This is a genomic window from Duganella sp. CF517 (genome assembly GCF_900110275.1).
GTDB lineage: Bacteria > Pseudomonadota > Gammaproteobacteria > Burkholderiales > Burkholderiaceae_D > Rugamonas.
Genome location: NZ_FODC01000003.1, coordinates 482,294 through 501,379 on the forward strand (window position 1 = coordinate 482,294; position 19,086 = coordinate 501,379).

General features: G+C 67.6%; 13 protein-coding genes. 5 read left to right on the plus strand and 8 right to left on the minus strand.

Annotation, left to right across the window (positions count from 1 at the left end; all coding sequences use genetic code 11):
* Window position 1: 1 nt before the first annotated feature.
* The 7 genes from BMX85_RS13790 to BMX85_RS13820 all read right to left on the minus strand — a co-directional run bounded on the left by BMX85_RS13790 (window position 2) and on the right by BMX85_RS13820 (window position 10,388).
* Window positions 2-1,741 (minus strand): S8 family serine peptidase, encoded by a 1,740-nt coding sequence (locus BMX85_RS13790; RefSeq protein ID WP_090318808.1) that lies wholly within the window; start codon window positions 1,739-1,741, stop codon window positions 2-4.
* 54 nt (window positions 1,742-1,795) lie between these two features.
* Window positions 1,796-3,148 carry a PEP-CTERM-box response regulator transcription factor gene (gene prsR, locus BMX85_RS13795; RefSeq protein ID WP_090318811.1) on the minus strand — a complete coding sequence of 451 codons (1,353 nt, stop codon included), beginning with the start codon at window positions 3,146-3,148 and terminating at the stop codon, window positions 1,796-1,798.
* A gap of 18 nt (window positions 3,149-3,166) precedes the next feature.
* The gene (gene prsK / locus BMX85_RS13800) at window positions 3,167-5,254 is read right to left on the minus strand and encodes an XrtA/PEP-CTERM system histidine kinase PrsK (RefSeq protein ID WP_090318814.1); all 2,088 of its coding nucleotides are present in this window, start codon (window positions 5,252-5,254) and stop codon (window positions 3,167-3,169) included.
* Window positions 5,255-5,271: 17 nt separating this feature from the next.
* Window positions 5,272-6,672, minus strand: coding sequence for a TIGR03013 family XrtA/PEP-CTERM system glycosyltransferase (locus BMX85_RS13805; protein ID WP_090318818.1), 1,401 nt, complete (start codon window positions 6,670-6,672; stop codon window positions 5,272-5,274).
* Between the two features lie 90 nt (window positions 6,673-6,762).
* Window positions 6,763-7,827, minus strand: a complete 1,065-nt coding sequence (locus BMX85_RS13810) for an NAD-dependent epimerase/dehydratase family protein (RefSeq protein WP_090318821.1) — start codon at window positions 7,825-7,827, stop codon at window positions 6,763-6,765.
* A gap of 2 nt (window positions 7,828-7,829) precedes the next feature.
* Window positions 7,830-9,119 carry a nucleotide sugar dehydrogenase gene (locus BMX85_RS13815; RefSeq protein ID WP_090318824.1) on the minus strand — a complete coding sequence of 430 codons (1,290 nt, stop codon included), beginning with the start codon at window positions 9,117-9,119 and terminating at the stop codon, window positions 7,830-7,832.
* A 324-nt stretch (window positions 9,120-9,443) separates the two neighbouring features.
* A complete protein-coding gene (locus BMX85_RS13820) occupies window positions 9,444-10,388 on the minus strand; it encodes a glycosyltransferase family 2 protein (RefSeq protein WP_090318827.1) in 945 nt (314 codons plus the stop codon).
* A 166-nt stretch (window positions 10,389-10,554) separates the two neighbouring features.
* Between BMX85_RS13820 and BMX85_RS13825 the strand changes: the two genes are divergently transcribed.
* The 5 genes from BMX85_RS13825 to BMX85_RS13845 all read left to right on the plus strand — a co-directional run bounded on the left by BMX85_RS13825 (window position 10,555) and on the right by BMX85_RS13845 (window position 16,017).
* Complete coding sequence (locus BMX85_RS13825) at window positions 10,555-12,009, plus strand: lipopolysaccharide biosynthesis protein (RefSeq protein ID WP_090318830.1); 1,455 nt, start codon at window positions 10,555-10,557, stop codon at window positions 12,007-12,009.
* Window positions 12,006-12,965 carry a glycosyltransferase family A protein gene (locus BMX85_RS13830; protein WP_090318834.1) on the plus strand — a complete coding sequence of 320 codons (960 nt, stop codon included), beginning with the start codon at window positions 12,006-12,008 and terminating at the stop codon, window positions 12,963-12,965. The genes BMX85_RS13825 and BMX85_RS13830 overlap by 4 nt, the downstream gene beginning before the upstream one ends.
* Window positions 12,962-13,744 (plus strand): class I SAM-dependent methyltransferase, encoded by a 783-nt coding sequence (locus BMX85_RS13835; protein WP_090318837.1) that lies wholly within the window; start codon window positions 12,962-12,964, stop codon window positions 13,742-13,744. The genes BMX85_RS13830 and BMX85_RS13835 overlap by 4 nt, the downstream gene beginning before the upstream one ends.
* A gap of 7 nt (window positions 13,745-13,751) precedes the next feature.
* On the plus strand, window positions 13,752-14,708 hold the full coding sequence (locus tag BMX85_RS13840) for a glycosyltransferase family 2 protein (RefSeq protein WP_090318839.1): 957 nt from the start codon (window positions 13,752-13,754) through the stop codon (window positions 14,706-14,708).
* Between the two features lie 526 nt (window positions 14,709-15,234).
* Window positions 15,235-16,017, plus strand: a complete 783-nt coding sequence (locus BMX85_RS13845) for an N-acyl amino acid synthase FeeM domain-containing protein (RefSeq protein ID WP_177196754.1) — start codon at window positions 15,235-15,237, stop codon at window positions 16,015-16,017.
* 91 nt (window positions 16,018-16,108) lie between these two features.
* On the opposite strand, the gene prsT is transcribed toward BMX85_RS13845, so the two are convergent.
* Window positions 16,109-18,916 (minus strand): XrtA/PEP-CTERM system TPR-repeat protein PrsT, encoded by a 2,808-nt coding sequence (prsT, locus tag BMX85_RS13850; protein ID WP_090318842.1) that lies wholly within the window; start codon window positions 18,914-18,916, stop codon window positions 16,109-16,111.
* Window positions 18,917-19,086 lie beyond the last annotated feature (170 nt).

Below are 19,086 nucleotides of genomic sequence, written 5' to 3' on the forward strand. Positions count from 1 at the left end.
TCTATACCTTGATCAGGCCATATCCCCACTTTATATCATGCGCGCCGGCGGCCGAATCGGGCACGGCCGAATTCTTTTTCAGCCACGCCTTGGCTTGCGCCGGTGTCGCCTTCGGATTGGTTTCCAGGAACAGGGCCAGCAGGCCGGTGACGACCGGCGAGGCCATGCTGGTGCCCGCCATCACCCGGTAGCCCTGGGCGATCACATCGCTTTTATCGACGCTGGAGTCCGATGACAGCGCGGACGCGATCATCGCGCCGGGCGCGGCCACGTCCGGCTTCAAGCCGCCCCCGCGCAGCGGACCGGGGCTGCTGAATTCGGAGATCGTATCGGGCGCCAGGCCCACCGATTGCGGCGCGCCCGAGATATCGATCCACTGGTTGCGCGAGGTGTAGGAAGCCACGGTGACGACATCCTTACCAGAACCCGGCGAGCCGATCAGCGTATCGAATAGCGGCGACACCATCTCCGCCGAACCATAACGCTCGTTGTCGCTCAACAGCCAGACATCGACGTCGGACGCGACGCCCGACTTGCGCCGCACCTCCACTTTCCACAGGCCGCCCTGCACCGCGCCCTGGCCGGACACCTCCACCAGGAATTGCCGGTCGCCGCCAGGCGCCACCGAATCCGGCGTCGAGATCACCACCTGGTCGCTGCCCAACATCGTCGTCCTGGCGGCCGGATCGGTGTCCAGCAAGCCTTGCCACGGGGTCGCCGCGCCGGTCGAACTGATGGCCCGCACCTCGCACTTGGTTTTGCCCGAGTACCAGCCGTTGACCAGGAACCACGGCGCCGACAGGTTGGACCGCTTCGGCTGCACCTTGATCTCGAAGCGCACGGCTTTGACGGAATCGACCCGCTGCCGCGCGTGGATCGGATCGCCGCCTTCGTTGCCGGCGGCCGCCACCACCAGCCGTCCGGGGCCGCATTCATCGCTGATCGCCACGCTGGTGTCGTCCTCGCCGTCGTGGCCGTCGAAGTGGCCGCCCAGGCTGAGGTTGACGACGCACGGACGCCCGAGCTTCTTGGCCTCCTCGAAGATCCAGCGCACGCCTTCGACGATCGCGCTGTTCTGGAAATTGGTCTTGACGATCAGTAGTTCGGCGGCGCCGGCGATGCCGCTGAACGGCGCCACCGCCCCGCTGGCGATGCCCGCCACGTGCGTGCCGTGCCCGTGCATGTCGGCGCTGGCTTCCATCGCCGCGCCCGTCAACACGCGGCCAAGCTTGCTGTAGCCGGTCCCCGGGCCGTCGCCGGCGATTTCCTGGTCCCATAGTTTCAGAACGCGCCCGGCGAACGCCGGATGCTTGACATCGATACCGGTATCGACCACGCCGACAATAACGCCCTCGCCCGAGACATGATTCCCGGCGCTGTATTCCGGCGCGCCGACCAGCGGCCCGGCGATATCCATCAGCGGGCGCAGCCGCCTTGGCGCCGAGACCCGCTCCACTTTGTCATCCAGCGCGAACTCCATCAGCTTGGACGCCGGCACCAGCGCCGTCATCACCTGGCCCGTACCCCTGGCCAGCTTGATGCCGGCGATCGATTTGACTTGCGGATCGGTGCAGCGCACCAGCACGTGGTAGATCGGCGCCAGGGTCGGCACGCGTTTTCGGACCGACAGCAGGTTCGGCGCGCCCGCCACCTCCCCCGCCTCGCTGGACGCCAGCAACACGGCCAGGCTGGCCGACATCTTGTTCTTGCCGCCGACCGCGGCCCTGGATTTGCTTGCCATATTCGCCCTGTCTGAAAGTGTTGAAGATAAGGCGTACTGTACAACATTGCCTGATCAGGCATCAATCGCGTGCCGATGCATCAGGTCGTACAGTGTGGGCCGGCTCACCCCCAGCAGTTCGGCGGCGCGCAGGATGTTGTTCTCGCAGCGCACCAGCGCGCGCACGATGGCTTCGCGCTCGGCCCGGTCGCGCACCTGGCGCAGGTTGAAGTCGTCCGCCGCCTGCTCGGGCGCGTCCAGGCCCAGATCCTCGGCGACGATCTGCGGCCCGTCGGCCATGATGATGGCGCGCTTGATGCAGTTCTCCATCTCGCGCACATTGCCCGGCCATTGCCAGGCCTCGACCGCCGCCAGCGCCTGCTGGCTGAACTCGATGCGGCTGCGTCCCTCCTGCGCGCAGAACAGGTTGCGGAAGTGGTAGGCCAGCAAGGTGGCGTCGCCGCTGCGCTCGCGCAGCGGCGGGATCGGGATCACGATCTCGGACAGGCGGTAATACAAATCCTCGCGGAAGCGGCCCTGGGCGATCAACTGCTTCAAGTCCTGGTGCGTGGCGCACACCACGCGCACGTCGACGGCGATCTCCTCGTGCCCGCCGACCCGCTCGATGACCCGCTGTTGCAGGAAGCGCAGCAGCTTGGCCTGCAAGGCCATCGGCAAGTCGCCGATCTCGTCGAGGAAGAAGGTGCCGCCCTGCGCCATCTCGACCTTGCCCTTGGTCTGCTTGGCCGCGCCGGTGAAGGCGCCCTTCTCGTATCCGAACAGCTCGCTTTCGAGCAGGTGTTCCGGAATCGCCGCGCAGTTGATGGCCATGAAGCGCTGGTTGGCGCGCGGGCTCAGTTGGTGCAGGCCGCGCGCCAGCACTTCCTTGCCGGTGCCGCTCTCGCCCAGCAGCATCACGGTGGCCGAGGTCGGCGCCACCTTTTCGATGTTGCGGCACACCTTTTGCATCGCCGGCGCCCGGCTGATGACGGTGGCCAGCGCGGAGGTGGTCTGCACCTCGCGCATGCGCACGTTTTCCTGCTGCAGGCCGTGCAGATAGAAGGCGCGTTGCAGCACCAGCCCCAGCACGCCCGGATCGACCGGCTTTTGATGGAAATCGTAGGCGCCGGCGGCGATCGCGGCCAGCGCGTGCGCATGGTCCTGGTTGCCGGTCAGGACGATGACCTTGGTGTCCGGCGCCAGCGCCAGGATCTCGCGCAAGGTCGCCAGCCCTTCGGTGGCGCCGTCCGGGTCCGGCGGCAGGCCCAGGTCCATCGTCACCACGGCCGGCTCGTGCCGGCGCAGCTGCGCCAGCGCGCTGGAGCGGTTGTCCGCCAGCGCGATCTCGTAATGGTCGAGGCTCCAGCGCAGCTGCTTTTGCAGCCCCGGGTCGTCCTCGATGATCAATAACTTGGCTTTGTTCGCCATCTACTACCTCTCTGGCTTTCAGGCCGCTACTTGTATGGCGGGGACCTCGGCCGCGCGCCAGGCCGGCAGCACCACGCGGAAAGTGGTGCCGCGCCCGGGCACGCTCTGCACTTCCAACCGTCCGCCCAGCTCGGCGACATATTCCCGGCTTTCGAAGGCGCCGATGCCCATGCCCGCCGCCTTGGTCGATTCGAACGGCTTGAACAGCCGCTCGCGGATGAATTCCGGCGTCATGCCCTGCCCGGTGTCGCTGATCTCGACCACCACCTGTTCGCCGTCGCGGCGCAGCCGCAGCGCCACCTCGCCGTCGCGCGGCGTGGCGTCGACGGCGTTTTGCAGCAGATGGCCCAGCACCCGCTCCAGGCGGCCGTGCGCCGCCGTCACGCTCAGCCCGGGCTCGTCGCAGCGAAACACCGGCTGCGGCGTGGCGCTGCCCCGCAACGTCGCCATTTGCGCCACCATGCGCGCCAGCATCGGCCCCAGCTCGACCGGGCCGGCCGCCTCCGGCGCGTCGCTGCGTTGCAGCTTTTGCAGCATCAGCTTCATTTTCTGGACGCCGTGTTCGACCGTGTCGAGCATGTCCTGCTGGAATTCCGGGTTATCCAGGTGCAGTTTGGCGTTCGGGATCATCAGCGACAGCTGCGCCACCAGGTTCTTCAGGTCGTGGACGATGAAGGTCGACATCCGGTGGAACGATTCGAACTGGCGCGCGGTCATCAGCGCGGTCGTGGTTTCCTGCAACGCCAGATAGCTGGCGACCTGGCTGGCCGCCACCTTGAGCAGATCGATCACCTCCCAGTTCAGGCGCAAGGCGCTGCGCGGCTCCTGCAACAGCAATACGCCGAACAAGCGGTCCTGCAACATCAGCGGCACCACCAGCCGCGCGCGCGGCAGGCGCGCCAGCCAGGCCGGCACCTGCGCCCGCTGCAGCGGCTCGCCGAGGTCGATCACCCACTGGTTGCGCTCGATCGACTGGCGGAACGCGGCATCCTCGTCCGGCGCGCCGCCGCTGGCCGCCGCCGGCGGCACCGTCATCCGGCATTGCGCGGCCACGGTGAAGCGCTCGCCGCCGCGCCAGATCCACAGCGCGCCGCCGGGACTTTCGACCAGCTGCGCCACCGCTTCGATGGCGCGTTCGGCCGGTCCCGGCGTCTGCTGCGAGAGCTTGCGCGTAAAGCCCAGCCATTCCTCGCGGTAGTCGTAGTCGTACCGGTAGAAGTGCTTGCTGATGAACACCTTGAGGCGCGAACGGAAGGTGCCCGAGAACAGCACGCCGGCCAGCAGCAGCATCGCGCCGAACAGGAAACCGACCTGTATCAAGCCGCCCCAGTTGCCGCCGACGTAGCGCAGGTAGTAACCGGCGCCGCCCATCGCCAGCAGGTAGGCGGCCGATCCGAGCAGCGCGGCCGAATGGAACATGGCCTGGCGCGACAGCAGCATGCCGCTCGGCCAGGCGGCGCTGCGCGCCACCGCCACCGCGATCAGCGGCACCGTCAGCGCGTTGACCACGCCGCGCGCGGCCCAGATGTCGGCGCTGACCTGGCGCACCAGCATGGCGTCGCAATACAGGTAGAAATCATAGGCGAAGATGCCGCCGATGCCGAGGCAGGCGTACTTGACGGCCCACTGGCTCTGCGCGTCCTTCTGGCGGTACAGCTGCTCGACCAGCACCATGCCGGCCACCGCCATGACGGTGCGCATGGCCAGCAGCCAGGCCAGCGCCAGCCCTTCCACACCGGCCGCGCTTTCGGCCTGCGCCAGGCGCCAGCCCGGCAACAGCGCCAGCAGCAACGCGGCGCCATAGCCGGCGCAATAGCCGACCCAGCGCCAGCGGGCGTCGGGGCGCGGATAGCCGAGCAGGCGCAGGATGAAGAAGCTGCAGGCGGCGTTGCGGGCCACTTCCATAACGTCGACCCAGCGCGCGGCGCCGGCCACGCCGCCGGCGTCGGCGGCGATCAGCGCGGCCCAGGCGGCGCAGCACACGCAGGCCAGCAGCAGCGCGCCCGCGTGGCGGCGCCGGCTCCAGCCGCCGAGCAGCAATCCGGCCAGCGCCAGGAACGCGAGCGCGGCCAACCCATAACTGAGGCTGTTTATCCCGACGTGCATCGCGTCCCCACAGGCACCTAGCGGCCGCCGCCGAACAGCACCACTTTGAGGGTGTCGATCAGCACCAGCACGTCCAGGAACAGGCTGTTGTTCTTCACGTAGTACAGGTCGTACTGCAACTTCTGGATCGCGTCCGAGACCGAGGCGCCGTAGCCGTAGCGCACCTGCGCCCAGCCGGTGATGCCGGGCTTGATGCTGTGGCGCAGCTGGTAGAAGCGCAGCTGCGCGTTGAGCTGGTCGACGAAGTACGGCCGCTCGGGCCGGGGACCGACAAAGCTCATCTCCCCCTTGAACACGTTGAGCAGCTGCGGCAGCTCGTCGATGCGGCACTTGCGGATGATATTGCCGATCCGCGTCACGCGCGGATCGCGCACCATCGCCCACTGCGGCGCGCCGGCCTGTTCGGCGTTGGTGCCCATGCTGCGGAACTTGAGGATGAAGAAGCGGCGGCCGTCCTTGCCCACCCGTTCCTGCTGGTAGAACACCGGGCCGCCGTCCTCGAGGCGGATGGCGGCCGCCGTCAGCAGCATCACCGGCAGCGCCAGCGCCAGGATCACGGCGCTGACCACCAGGTCGAACACGCGCTTCATGACGATGCGCACCGGGCTCTGGTCAAAGCCGCCGCCGAACACCAGCCAGCTCGGTTGCAGCGAGTCGACCCGGATCTGGCCGCTCTCGCGCTCGAAGAAGGTGGTGGCGTCGATCACCTTGACACCTTGCAGCTTGCACTCGAGCAGATCCTTGATCGGCAAGGCGCCGCCGCGGCGCTCCTGCACCGTGACGACGATCTCGCGCGCCTTGTAGCGCCGCGCCAGGTCGACCAGCGAGTCGCCCAAATCCATGGCGAGCAAGGCGCCGGTGTTGACGCAGCACGCCTCGTTCGGCGTGGCGACGTAACCGGCGATCTGGTATTTCTGGTAGCTGCCGGTGTTGGCGGCCAGCTCGCCGCACTCCTTGGCGACGGCGCCGTGGCCGAGGAAGATCAGGCGCGAGGTCAGCATCTTGGACTGCGAGCCGCTGACGAACATGGCCCGCACCAGCACCACCCCGCCCAGCCCGATGCCGAGCACCAGCAGCAGCACCCCGCGCCCGACGTACAGGCTGGGCGCCAGGTAGAACACCACCGCCAGGATGCCGACCGCCATCGCGAACGCCGGCAGCAGCTGCAGGAACAGGCGCGGGCGGAAGCCTTGCGCCAGGTCCTGGTGGTACATGCCGAAGGTGCTCATGCTGAACACGATCGCCAGCGCGAACGTCAGCGCCGAGGCCATCAGGTTGTGCAACGGCGGCGTGCCGGCGCCAACCGGCAGCAGCAGGATGGCGGCGCCCGCGTGGAAGGCCGCGATTAACATCATTATCTCGATCAACAGCAGACTTGCCGCCACCTTCGACACGTAGTGATTTGAAATTTTCAGCATACCGTATCCCCACCAACATGGACTGCAACGATGAGAGCTATCAGCGCCGTGACCGCCGGCGCCGCGCCCTTCTGGTCTCTCTATGACTGCCTAGTGCGCGCCCAGGCGCTCGACATACCAATCCATCGCCACCGCCAGGCCTTCCTGGATGCGGTGCGTGGGCTCGTAGCCGAGCCGCTTGCGCGCCTTGTCGATGTCGGCCTGGGAATGGCGCACGTCGCCCGGCCGGAAATCGGTGTACTGCGGCGTGTGGCCGTCCAGGCGCGGAAAGCGCGGCGCCAGCAGCGCGCACATCATCGCGTGCAGCTGCTTGAGCGAGGTGCGTTCGTTGAGCGCGACGTTGTAGACCTGGTTCGCCGCTTGCGGATCGGTGCTGCACGCGGCCAGCAGGTTGGCCTGGATCACGTTGTCGATGTAGCAGAAGTCGCGGCTGGTCTCGCCGTCGCCGTTGATGCGCACCGGGGCGTCGGCGATCAGCGCCGCCACCCACTGCGGGATCACGGCGGCGTAGGCGCCGTTCGGGTCCTGGCGCGGGCCGAACACGTTGAAGTAGCGCAGGCCGATCGAGTCCATGCCGTAGCAGCGCCCGAACACTTCCGCGTACAGCTCGTTGACATATTTGGTGACCGCGTACGGCGACAGCGGCCGGCCGATCTGCTCCTCGATCTTGGGCAGGGCCGGATGGTCGCCGTAGGTGGAGCTCGATGCGGCGTAGACGAACCGCTTGACCTTGGCGTCGCGCGCGGCGGTGAGCATGTTGAGGAAGCCGCCGACGTTGGTGGCGTTGGTGGCGGCCGGGTCTTCGATGGAGCGCGCCACCGACCCGAGCGCCGCCTGGTGCAGCACATAATCCACGCCGCCGGCGCCCCCGCAGGCCCGGGCGCAGTCGCCCGGCACGCGGATGTCGCCGTCGATGAAGTCGAAGTTGGCCCACGCCGCCTCGCCGGCCAGCGCCCGCACCTGGTCGAGGTTGTGCTGGTGTCCGGTGGCGAAATTGTCCATGCCGGTGACGCGCTGGCCCAGCCGCAGCAGCGCCTCGACCAGGTTGGAGCCGATGAAACCGGCGGCGCCGGTCACCAGCCAGCGCTTCGGCTGCGCCGACAGTTCATGCAGCAGCGCGGCGTACGCCGTCGCGCCTCGGTTGTGATCGTCCATGGTCACAGACGCCAGACGCAGTGTCCAGCTTGGGCGAGTTTGGCGGTGTCGAACGCCGATTTGATGTCGATGAAGCAGCCGCGCGGGGTCAGCTTCGCCTGCAGTTCGCCCATCGGCATGGCCAGCAGTTCGCGGTGCGGCACGGCGGCGACGATGGCGTCGGCGCGCGGCAGATAGTCCCAGCCTTCGAGCTCGATGCCGTATTCGTGGTAGGCCTCGGCGCTGGCGGCGACCGGGTCGTGCACGTGCACCTCGACGCCGTAGGACTTGAGTTCGGCGACGATGTCGGCCACCTTGGAGTTGCGCAGGTCCGGGCAGTTTTCCTTGAACGTCAGGCCCAGCACGTTGACGCGCGCGCCCTTGACGTAGCAGCCGGCCGCGATCATGCTCTTGACGGTTTTTTCGGCCACGAACTTGGCCATGCCGTCGTTGATGCGGCGCCCGGCCAGGATCACCTCGGGATGGTAGCCCAGCGTGGCGGCCTTGTGGGTCAGGTAGTAGGGATCGACGCCGATGCAGTGGCCGCCGACCAGGCCCGGACGGAACGGCAGGAAATTCCATTTGGTGCCGGCCGCTTCCAGCACTTCGAGCGTGTCGATGCCGATGCGGTCGAACAGGATGGCCAGCTCGTTCATCAGCGCGATGTTGAGGTCGCGCTGGGTGTTTTCGATGACCTTGGCCGCCTCGGCCACCTTGATGCTCGAGGCCCGGTAGACGCCGGCCGTGACGATCGACTCGTACAGCGCGGCGACCTTCTCCAGCGTGTCGGCGTCGTCGCCGGAGACCACCTTGAGGATGGTGGTCAGCGTGTGTTCCTTGTCGCCCGGGTTGATGCGCTCCGGCGAGAAGCCGACGTGGAAGTCCTCGCGCCATTTCAGGCCCGAATGCTGCTCCAGCAGCGGGATGCAGACTTCCTCGGTGGCGCCCGGATAGACGGTCGATTCGAACACCACGATCGCGCCTCTTTTCATGTGGCGGCCGACCGTTTCGCTGGCCCCGGCCAGCGCCGTGAAGTCCGGGTTGTGGGCGTTGTCGACCGGGGTCGGCACCGCCACCACGAAGTAATCCGCCTCGGCCAGCTCGGCCGGATCGTCGGTGAAGCGCAGGCCCTCGGCCGCGCGCAATTGCGCCCCGCTCACTTCGCCGGTCGGGTCGAGGCCGTCGCGGTAATGCTGGATTTTCTTCGCCGACAGGTCGAACCCGACCGTGTTGCGACGCTTGCCAAATTCCACCGCCAACGGCAGGCCGACATAGCCCAATCCGATGACGGCTACCACGTTCGTGTTTTCCATCGCAGAACCCCAGAAATGACGCACTACCTGTTTTGCTTACCCGACGGTTTGACAAATAATTATTAAAACGTCAGGAAAGATATATTTTTTACATTGCGCTTGCTAGGGCCAATAGTTATCGAAGCGACAAAAAAATGCAAGTGATAAAAAAAGCATTTTCAAAAATTTTTCGCCTCCCATGCATGCCGCTACTATGACGAACTCAAGCGTACCATTTCGGCCACATGGCGCGCATACAACAATTCCCGGCCGGTTTACGACACACTTCGCGGCGAAGATTGCAAGGAGGAATCGACCAGGCGCGGGCGGCCGCCGGCCGCGCGCTCAACCGGCGCGCAAGCTGCTGGCCAGCAGCTCCTTCCACGCCCCCGGGTGAAACGGCCGCAGCCGTATCCAGCGGGCGGCGCAGCGCAGCGCGGCCGCGTAGCGCCGCCGGCCCCGATAAAAGTAACAATGGTCCTGCATCACCATGTCGAGCCGGCCGGTCAGCAGCGCGCGGTAGGAACGCCAGGCCGGCATGCTCATCAGCATCAGCAGCATGTTGTCCTCCAGCAGGAAGCGCGGCGCGTCGCCGTGGGTCAGGCTGGCCGGATGGATGCGGTAGTAGGCCACCTCCTCCGTCACCATCCACAGGTCGTTGTCGAGCGCGCAGCGGAACCACAGGTGATAGTCCTCGGCGCGCCGCAGCCGCTCGTCGAACAGGCCCTTGGCCACCAGCAGGCGCTGGCGTATCAGCGTGGTGGTCGGAATCACGATGCAGTCGCGCGCCAGCTCGGCCACGGGACGGCGCAACCGTTGCACGGGCGCCGGCGGCGGCGACGCCGGACAGGCGGCCGTCAATTCGGCCAGCGGCGCGAAGCCCTGCTCGCCGGGACGCAGCAGACTGATCTTGCCGGCGATCCAGTGCGCCTCGGGATGCTGGCGCTGCACCTGCCAGCGCTGCGCCAGCGAGTGCGGAAACCAGATGTCGTCGGCGTCGAGGAAGGCGATCCACTCGCCGCGCGCGGCCTCGACGCCGGTGTTGCGGGCGCCCGCCGCGCCCTTCGAGTGGTGATTACGCAACACCGACACCATGGGCCAGGCGCCCACCTCGTCCAGCACGGCGCGGGTGGCCGGATCGGTGCTGCGGTCGTCCACCACCACCACCTCGAACACCGGCAGCGCGTGGCCGTCCAGCGGCCGCTGCCCCAGCACGGACAGCACCGCTTCACGCAAAAAGACGCCGGCGTTGAACACCGGGATAACGACCGATACGGCGGGTTGCGACATCGCTGCTCCTGGTGGCGCGGGAATGTAATCAAACCAACATCAAGCTTGACTCCCTCATATGCTTACGAGAGAATCATGATAATAGCTTATTTATAAGCAAAAATGACAACGGTTTGTTAAGGCAGGCACGTTGCCGCAGGCATCTCCAAACAGGGTTCAGCGCCGCATGACGCACATTAACGAACGCATGGCCACCGGCATAGTCTGGATGATCACCGCGCGCCTGGTCGATCGCGGCATCGGCATGGTCAGCACCTTGCTGCTGGCGCGCCTGCTGGCGCCGGACGATTTCGGCCTGGTGGCGATGGCCACCGCCATCGGCGGCCTGCTCGACGTGCTCGGCGCATTCAGCTTCGACCTGGCGCTGATCCAAAAAAAGAACGCCGAGCGCCGCCACTACGACACCGTCTGGACCCTGAACGTCATCTTCGGGCTGTTCTGCGCCGCCGCGCTGGTGGCGCTGGCGCACCCGGCGGCGCTGTTCTACGACGAGCCGCGCCTGGTCGGCGTGATGTGGGTGCTGTCGCTGATGTACCTGGTCAACGCCTTCGGCAATGTCGGCGTGGTCAACTTCCGCAAGGAGCTCGACTTCCGCCAGGAGTTCAACTTCATCATGGTGCGCCGGGTCGGCACCTTCGTCGTCACCATCGGCGCCGCGCTGATCCTGCATTCCTACTGGGCGCTGTTGCTGGGCATGTGCCTGGGGCGCGCCATCACCGTGGCGATGAGCTACGCGATGAACGACTACCGGCCCCGCTTCGGCCTGGGGGCGTTGCGCGAGCTGTTCCACTTCTCGAAATGGATGCTGCTCAATAACGCGCTCGGTTTCCTGCGCCACGACGGCTGCACCTTCATCATCGGCCGCTACTTCGGCGCCGCCGGGCTGGGCGTGTACACGGTATCGTACGAAATTTCCAACCTGCCGTCGACCGAGCTGGTGGCGCCGATCAACCGGGTCACCTTTCCCGGCTTTTCCAAGATGGCCGACACCGCGCAGATCTCGGCCTCGTACTTCCGTCTGCTGGGCATGATCACCTTGCTGATCCTGCCGGTAGGCATCGGCATCGCCTGCGTCGCCGAGCCGTTGGTGCAGGCCATGCTGGGCGACAAATGGCACCAGGCCGTGCCGCTGATCGCCATCCTCGCCATCAGCGGCGCCATCACCGCCACCCAGACCAACAACGCCTCGGTGTGGCTGGCGCTGGGACGTCCGCACGAGGTCGCCATCGTGCAGACCTGTTACCTGTTGATCCTGTTCCCGGCGCTGTTTTTCTTCATGCGCCGCTACGGCATCGTCGGCGCCGGCTACGCCTACCTGAGTGCCCAATTGCTGGACGTGGTGCTGGAAATGAGCGCGACCAAACGGCTGCTCAAGTTCGGCTGGGGCGAGGTGCTGCGCACCGTCTGGCGCCCGGTGATCGGCGTCACCGTGATGGCGATGGCGGTGGCACAGCTCGACGCGCGCCTGGCCGGTTTCAATCCATGGCTGCGGCTGTTGACGGATTCGGCGACCGGCGCGCTGGTGTACGTCTCGACCGTGTTCGCGCTGTGGTTCGTCAGCGCCCGCCCGCAAGGCGCCGAGCGCTTCTGCCTGCGCCGCCTGAAAGTGCTGCCGGCATGAAGCACGACGCCCTGCTCGAAGCGACGCGTCCGCCGGCGAGCGCTCAGGGGCGGCCGCAAGTGACGGTGATCGTGCCGACCACGGCCCAGCTGTCGCGCCGCATGGAGATCGGACGCTGCCTCGATTCGATCCGCGCCTCGTCGACGCGGCCGGTGCAAATCATCGTCGTGGTCAACGGCCAGCGCTACGACGAGGGCGTGTGCGACTGGTTGCGCGCGCAAACCGACGTGCGCTACGCCTATGTGGAGTTGCCGTCGGCGCCGAACGCCGTCTGGGAAGGCCGCCTGATGGTCGACACGCCCTACTTCTCGATGATCGACGACGACGACGAATACCTGCCCGGCGCTACCGACCTGAAACTGGCCGCGCTGCGCGCCCAGCCGCAGGCCGACCTGGTCGTGACCAACGCCTACCGCCGCTTCGAGGGCGTCGATGCGCTGCTGTACAACCATCTGGCGCAGGTGCGGCGCGAACCGCTGGCGATGCTGTTCGAAGCCAACTGGCTGACCAACGGCAACGCCCTGTACCGCACCGACAGCGTCGGCCCCGCCTACTTCGCCGACTACCAGCCGTACGCCGAGTGGACCTGGCTGGCGTTCAAGCTCAGCCTGGACGGCAAGCAGGTCGCGACCATCGAGCAGCCGACCTTCCGCGTGCACGTGACGGGCGGCTCGCTGTCGCAATCGGACGCCTATTTCGAGTTCTACCTGTCGCTGTACCAGCAGATGCTGGCGGCCGGGCCGCCGCCGGCGATCGAACGGCGCATCCGGCGCCATCTGTCCGGCGCCCAGCACGACCACTCGGTGCGCGCGCTGGCGCGCGGGCGCTGGCGCGAGGCGCTCGGCTGGCACTGGCGCAGCCTGCGCCAGCCCGGCGGCCTGCAATACCTGAGCTACAGCCGTCATTTCCTGCTGCATTTCCTGCGCCTGCCGCCGCGCACACCGAGGACGCCATGAATGCCACCACCGCCACGAACGCCACGAACGACGATAGCGAACCGAAGGCGACCGTGCTGGTCGACCACTACCGCGCCACCGCCGTTAGCGAAAAGAGCCACGTGGCCTACCAGGGCTTGCCGATCCACGCGCTGCCCGGCCTGCATGAATACGCGTTCGACCAGTTCAGCCGCCACGCCGCGCCCGGCGCCAGCGTGCTCGAGCTGGCCGCCGGCAGCGGCGCCATGAGCCGGCGCCTGGCCGACGCCGGCTACCGGGTCACCGCCACCGACTACGTGCGCGAGAACTTCCGCCTGCACGGCGCGATCCCCTTCTTCACGTGCGACCTGAACCAGAACTTTTCCGACGGCCGCGCCGCCAGCGAAGACCACATCTGCGCGCTGGAGATCATCGAACACCTGGAGAACCCGCGCCACTTCGCGCGCCAATGCTTCCAGGTGCTCAGGCCGGGCGGCACCCTGCTGCTGTCCACGCCCAACCTCGACACCGCCGCCTCGATCGCCATGTTCATGCGCGACCTGTCGTTCCAGTGGTTCGCCGAGGACGACTACGCGCGCGACGGCCACATCACGCCGCTGACCCAGTGGCAATTGAACAAGTGTTTCACCGAGGCGGGCTTCACGACCGCCTGGGAAGGCTCGGTCGGCGACCCTTGGGGCCGCGTGCGCGGCTCGCCGCGCCTGTTATACCTGTCGAAGGCGATCGCGCTGCTGATGCGGCGGCCGGCGCCGCTGCGCAACCAGATTTACGTCGCGCTGCTGCGCAAGCCCGCCGCCTGAGGCCGACATGACAGTGTGCGTGGTTATTCCCGCGTATAACGCCGCCGGCTACGTGACCGAGGCGCTCGACAGCGTGGTCGGCCAGAGCGCGCCGCCGGACCAGGTGGTGGTGGTCGACGACGGCTCGCGCGACGACACCGCGCGCGTGGTGCGCGACTGGATCGCCGCCCACCCGGCCTGCGGCGCGCGGCTGGTCGAGCAAGCCAACGGCGGCATTCCGGTGGCCCGCAACGCCGGCATCCGCGCCGGCGGCGGCGACTGGATCGCGCTGCTCGACGCCGACGACGTCTGGGAGCCGGACCATCTGGCCGCGTTGCGCGCGGCGCTGGAGGCGGCGCCGGACGCGGTGGCCGCCTATGGCGCCGGGCGGCTGCTGGTCGACGGCGAGGTCCAGCCGCGCCTCTACGATGATTTTTGGGACAACCCTTCGCGCCGCCACGGCCGGCCGATCGACGGCACCGAATGCCTGCGGATCGACGGCGCCGCGCTGTCGCGCCTCATCCACGGCAACTTCATCAAGCCGTCGAGCCTGTGCTTTTCGCGCGCGGCGGCGCTGGCCGTCGGGCTGTTCGACGAGGGATTAAAGGTCAGCGAGGACCGCGAGTTCCTGATCCGCTTGCTGCTCAGCGGCGACTTCGTCTACACGCCCGCGCCGATCACGCGCTACCGCTGGCACGACGACAACGCCTCCAGCCACAAAAACAGCCGCCGCAACATGGAATACGCGCTGCGCGCGCTGCACCGCATCGGCCACCACAGCGCCGCTTTCGATGCGCCGCAGCGCAGCGCCTTCCGCCACGAAACCCGGATCGCGATCCGCGACTACCTGTACACCTGCGCGCGCGACGGCTGGCGCCACTATGCCGGCGGATTGCGGCTGGTCGCTTCGCTGTACGGCGCGCCGCGCATGCTAAGCGGCGTCAGCGCCAAACACGTGGCGCGCAGCCTTTGGCGTGCGGCTTGACCCGCCATTCTTTTTCCGGCGCTTGTCCCATGAAAGCGATTTCGTATATACTCCAAAATGCAATCGCGCAATACCGCTGGAATTCCGACAACGCTTCAGTCTGCTTCCGGACGGGCGCGACATGCAAATCCCGCTGCGCCGCAGCATGAGCGCTAGCGGAATCAGGCTTTAGTTTTTCCGCAACAAATGTTGCACACCGAAACCGCCCAAGCGGTTCGTCAATATCTACATGCCTGCGTGCTGGACGGGTTCCCCGCCCACGCCGCCGGTTGGCGCCTGGTCAGCGCACTGTACAGCAGCCTGTTCGCTGTGCGGCATCTCAACTCAGGCACGTCGCCCGCAGCTTTGCGCAGGCGACGCGTTAAAAATTCCCAATGGAAATTGCACGCACGATAGCTATCAGCTTGAAAGCTGGTTGACGTATTCGCGGCTATCATGTTGCGCGTTGCAATATGTTAAATCTGCCGAACGGCTAAGTCACGTTCGGCGCGGAATATGGGAAGTATCGATGAACAAGACCGCAGCAATGCCCCGACCAAATTGCGCCAATCCCCACTACTACGGCCCGGCCATCGTGCCCGATGTGCTGGCCAAGCTGCCGCCCGGTTGCACCAGCACCGGACCGCTGACCTCCTTCGGCATTCATCTGGCCAACACCGAGGCGGGACGCCAGTCCGCCGCCAGGCTGGTCAACAAGATGTACCGCTGGCGCGGCTACGGCGACCAGCACGCGCTGGAGGCCCACCCGCACCACGTGACCTTGACGGCGGCCGAACCCGAGCAACTGCTGGGCACGGTGACCTTGCGCACCGATTCGGCCAACGGCATGCTGGCCGACGCCACCTTCAAGGAAGTGATCGACGCCTACCGCCGTTCCGGCGCCAGGGTCTGCGAGGTGACCAAACTGGCCATCGATCCGCTGGCCCACCCCAAGCTGGCGCTGGCCACCCTGGTGCACATCATCTATCTGTACGCATACAAGATTTACGCGTGCACCGACATGTTCATCGAGGTCAACCCGCGTCACAAGCGCTTCTACGAGGAGATGCTGGGTTTCGAGCCGGCGGCGGAGGTCAGGAACAACGCCCGCGTCAACGCGCCGGCGCACCTGCTGCGCATCAGCCTCGATTTCATGGGCGCGCAGATCGCCAGGCTGGGCGGCACCGGCGCGGCGGCCGGCGGCGACACGCGCCGCTCGCTGTACCCGTACTTCTTCTGCCGCAGCGCCGAAGCCGGGATTCTGTCGCTGGTGAATTCGCTGTCCGAGGCGTCGGCCGGCGGCGCCTACGAGCAGCGCTGGGCCGCCTGAGGCGCGCGCCGGCGCGTTTGTCGCGCGCCGGCCACGGCTGCCTGCGGCCGCCTTGCGTGGCGTGGCGTCGTTTGAAGGCGCCTGAAGTTGTCTACAGCTGCTTGAGCAGCGCGCGCGCGCCGTCGACCTCCGGGAAGCGCGGGTCGCGCGCCAGCAGTTCCTCCAGCATTTTCTTGGCCTGCGGCTTGTCGCCGGCGCGCGACAAGCCCTGCGCCAGATGGTAATGAACCGTGCTCGACGGCGCCAGCGTGGCGGCCTTGCGCAGCAGCGGCACGCCGCGCACGGTGTCGCCGCGCTCGACCAGCAGCCAGCCGGCGGTGTCGAGGACGGCCGGGTTCTCCGGCGCCAGCGCCAGCGCCTGTTCGGCGGTGGGCAAGGCGCGCGGGTCCTTCAGCTGCTGGTAGACGTAAGCCAGGTTGTTGGTCGCTTCGGCCAGCACGGCGGCGCTCGGCGCGTCAGGTTTGCCGCGCGCGGCCAGCACGGCCTCCAGTTGCGGGCCCGCCTGCGCGTAGCGTTCGCCGGCGATGGCCAACTGCGCCAGGTACATGCGCAGCGGCACCGTTCCCGGCGCCGCCGGCGCCTCCTTGATCCAGCGCGCCAGCCGCTGCTCGGCCTCGGCGCCCTTGCCCGCCAGCGACAGCGTGTACGCCAGCTTGATCTTGATGGCCGCGTCCGGCGCCAGCACCAGCGCCCGCTCGAAGGCGGCGATGGCCGGCGCCAGCTTCTTCTCCTTGACCAGCAGGTCGGCCTCCAGCAGCAGGCCGGCCGGCGACCTGGGCCGCAGGCGCTGGATGTCGCGCGCCTGCGCGTACGCCAGCGCCATGTCGCCGGCGCGCTGCGCCAGCCCGGCCAGTGCCAGTTTAGCGTCGATATAATCGGGCTCGATCTGCAGCGCCTTCTTCAGCGAGGCCATGGCGTCGGCGTCCTTGCCGGCCTGCGCCTGGGCGCCGGCCAGCAGGTAGCGCGCGCGCGCCGAGCCCGGCGCCAGCTTGATGCTCTGGCTGTAGGTGTCGACCGCGTCGACCGGCTTGCCGGACACCAGCTGGGCCTGGCCGAGGACATCCAGCGCGTCGATATTGCCCGGGTTGGCGGCGCTGGTCTTGCGCGCCAGGGTCAGGCCGCGTTCGTACTGGCGGCGGTTCAGGTGGTCGGCGGCCAGGCGCAAGGCCGGGTAAACGGCGTCCGGATTGGCGGCCAGCGATTTTTCCAGCCAGGACGTGGCCTCGTCGGCGTTGCCGCGCTTGGCTGCCAGCGCCGACAGCGCGGTCATCGCGTCCATATTCTTTTTGTCCTGCTCGAGGAAGGCCATCAGGCGCGCGCGGGCCGCATCGGGCTTGCCCTCGTCGGCGTCGAGCACGGCCAGCGCGGCCACGGGCACGTAGTAGCCCGGCCGCTGGCGCAGTGCCCGCTCGTAGCTGGCGCGCGCGGCGGCCGGATCGCGCTTGCCCATCTGGCCGGAGCCGATCAGGAAGGTGACATCGGCGTTGTCGGGATGGGCCGCCGCCAGTTTGGCGGCAGCGGCCAGCGCCAGATCGTACTGCTTCAGGCCGAGCGCGGTGCGCACCAGCGCCAGGCCCGCGGGCAGATAGCCGTCATCGAGCACGGTGGCGCGCTCGAGCTCGGCCATGGCGCGTTTCTGGTCCCCGGCGGCGAGCAAGCTCAGGCCGAGCGAGGTACGCAATTGCACCTTGTCCGGCGCCAGCTCGCTGGCGCGCTCGTAGTAGCCGCCGGCTTTGGCGAAGTCGCCGCTCTGCATGGCCGCTTCCGCCGCCAGCGCCAGCACGTAGGCGTCCGGCGCGGGATCCTTCAACGCCGGCGCCAGCGCCGTCGCCGCGTCCTGCGGGCGCTTGGCCTGCAGCAGCGTCGACACCAGCAGCTTGCGCGCGCCCAGGTTGTTCGGATCGCGCTCGAGGTACTTGGCCAGATGCAGCTCCGCCTGGGCGATCGCTCCCAGCTTGAACTGGACCGCGCCGGCCAGCAGCAGCGCCGGCATATGGTCCGGCGCCAGCTTCAGCACTTGCTGCAGCGGCTCGAGCGCGGCAGCCGCATCGCCCCGCTTGTAGGCCAGCAGCGCCTGCGTGTAGGGCACCAGCAGGCTGCCTTTGGCGACCTTCTTGTACAGGTCCAGCTCGCGCGCGGCGTCGTCGTACTTGTTGGCGTCGATATACAGATAGGTCTTCTGCAGCAGCACGTCGCCATCGGCGGGATCGACGCGCTGGGCACTGTCGTACGACCGTTCGGCATCCGCGACGCGCCCCTGGACGCGTTCCAGGCTCCCCTTGACCTTCCAGGCGTCGACGTCGCGCGGGTTCTCCTCCACCGCCCGCGCCGCGTAGCGGTCGGCCTGCACCATGTCGCGCTCGAGCGCCGCCGCCTGGGCCAGGCCGGTGGTGGCGCGGGCGTCCTTGGGCCGCTCCCGCAGCGCCGCCTCGAAGCGCTGGCGCGCCGCCGGCGTTTCGCCCAGGCCCAGATGGGCCTGGCCTTGCCGGATCAGCATGTCGGGGCCGGGGCTGCCACCGGCCGCGGCCGTTTCCTTGAGCACGTCGGCATACTTCCCTTGCCGCAGCAGCGCCTCGGCCAGCACCGGCAGCGCCTTTTGCGCGGACAGCCCCAGGCTGACCGCCTTGCGCGCCTCTTTTTCCGCCGACAGCGGGTCGCCGGCGTCGTTGTACGCCGCGGCCAGCAGCAGGCGCGCCTCGGCGTTGCCGGCGTTGAGCTGCAGCGCGTTTTTGAGCTGGATGATGGCGCCGTTGTGGTCGCGCTTTTGCTGCATTTGGCGCGCCTCGGCGATCAGCTCGTCGGCGCTGGGTTGCCGCGCGCAGCCGGCGAACGCGGCCAGCAGCACGCAGGCGCCGGCGACGGCGCCGGTTCGACGGTTTTTCCGGGCCAAGATAGACATGCGTACTTCCCTCGCGATTTCGATGTATAAAAGACAGCATCGAGACTATACCGCCGAACTGGCCTGGAAAGTTAGAATAAATGCATCGACCGTGGTGGAAATGGTCACGGCCGCGACACCGCAACGCCCGCGCGCGCAGGTTTGTCGCGACGCTTATTGTCCAGTTCGAC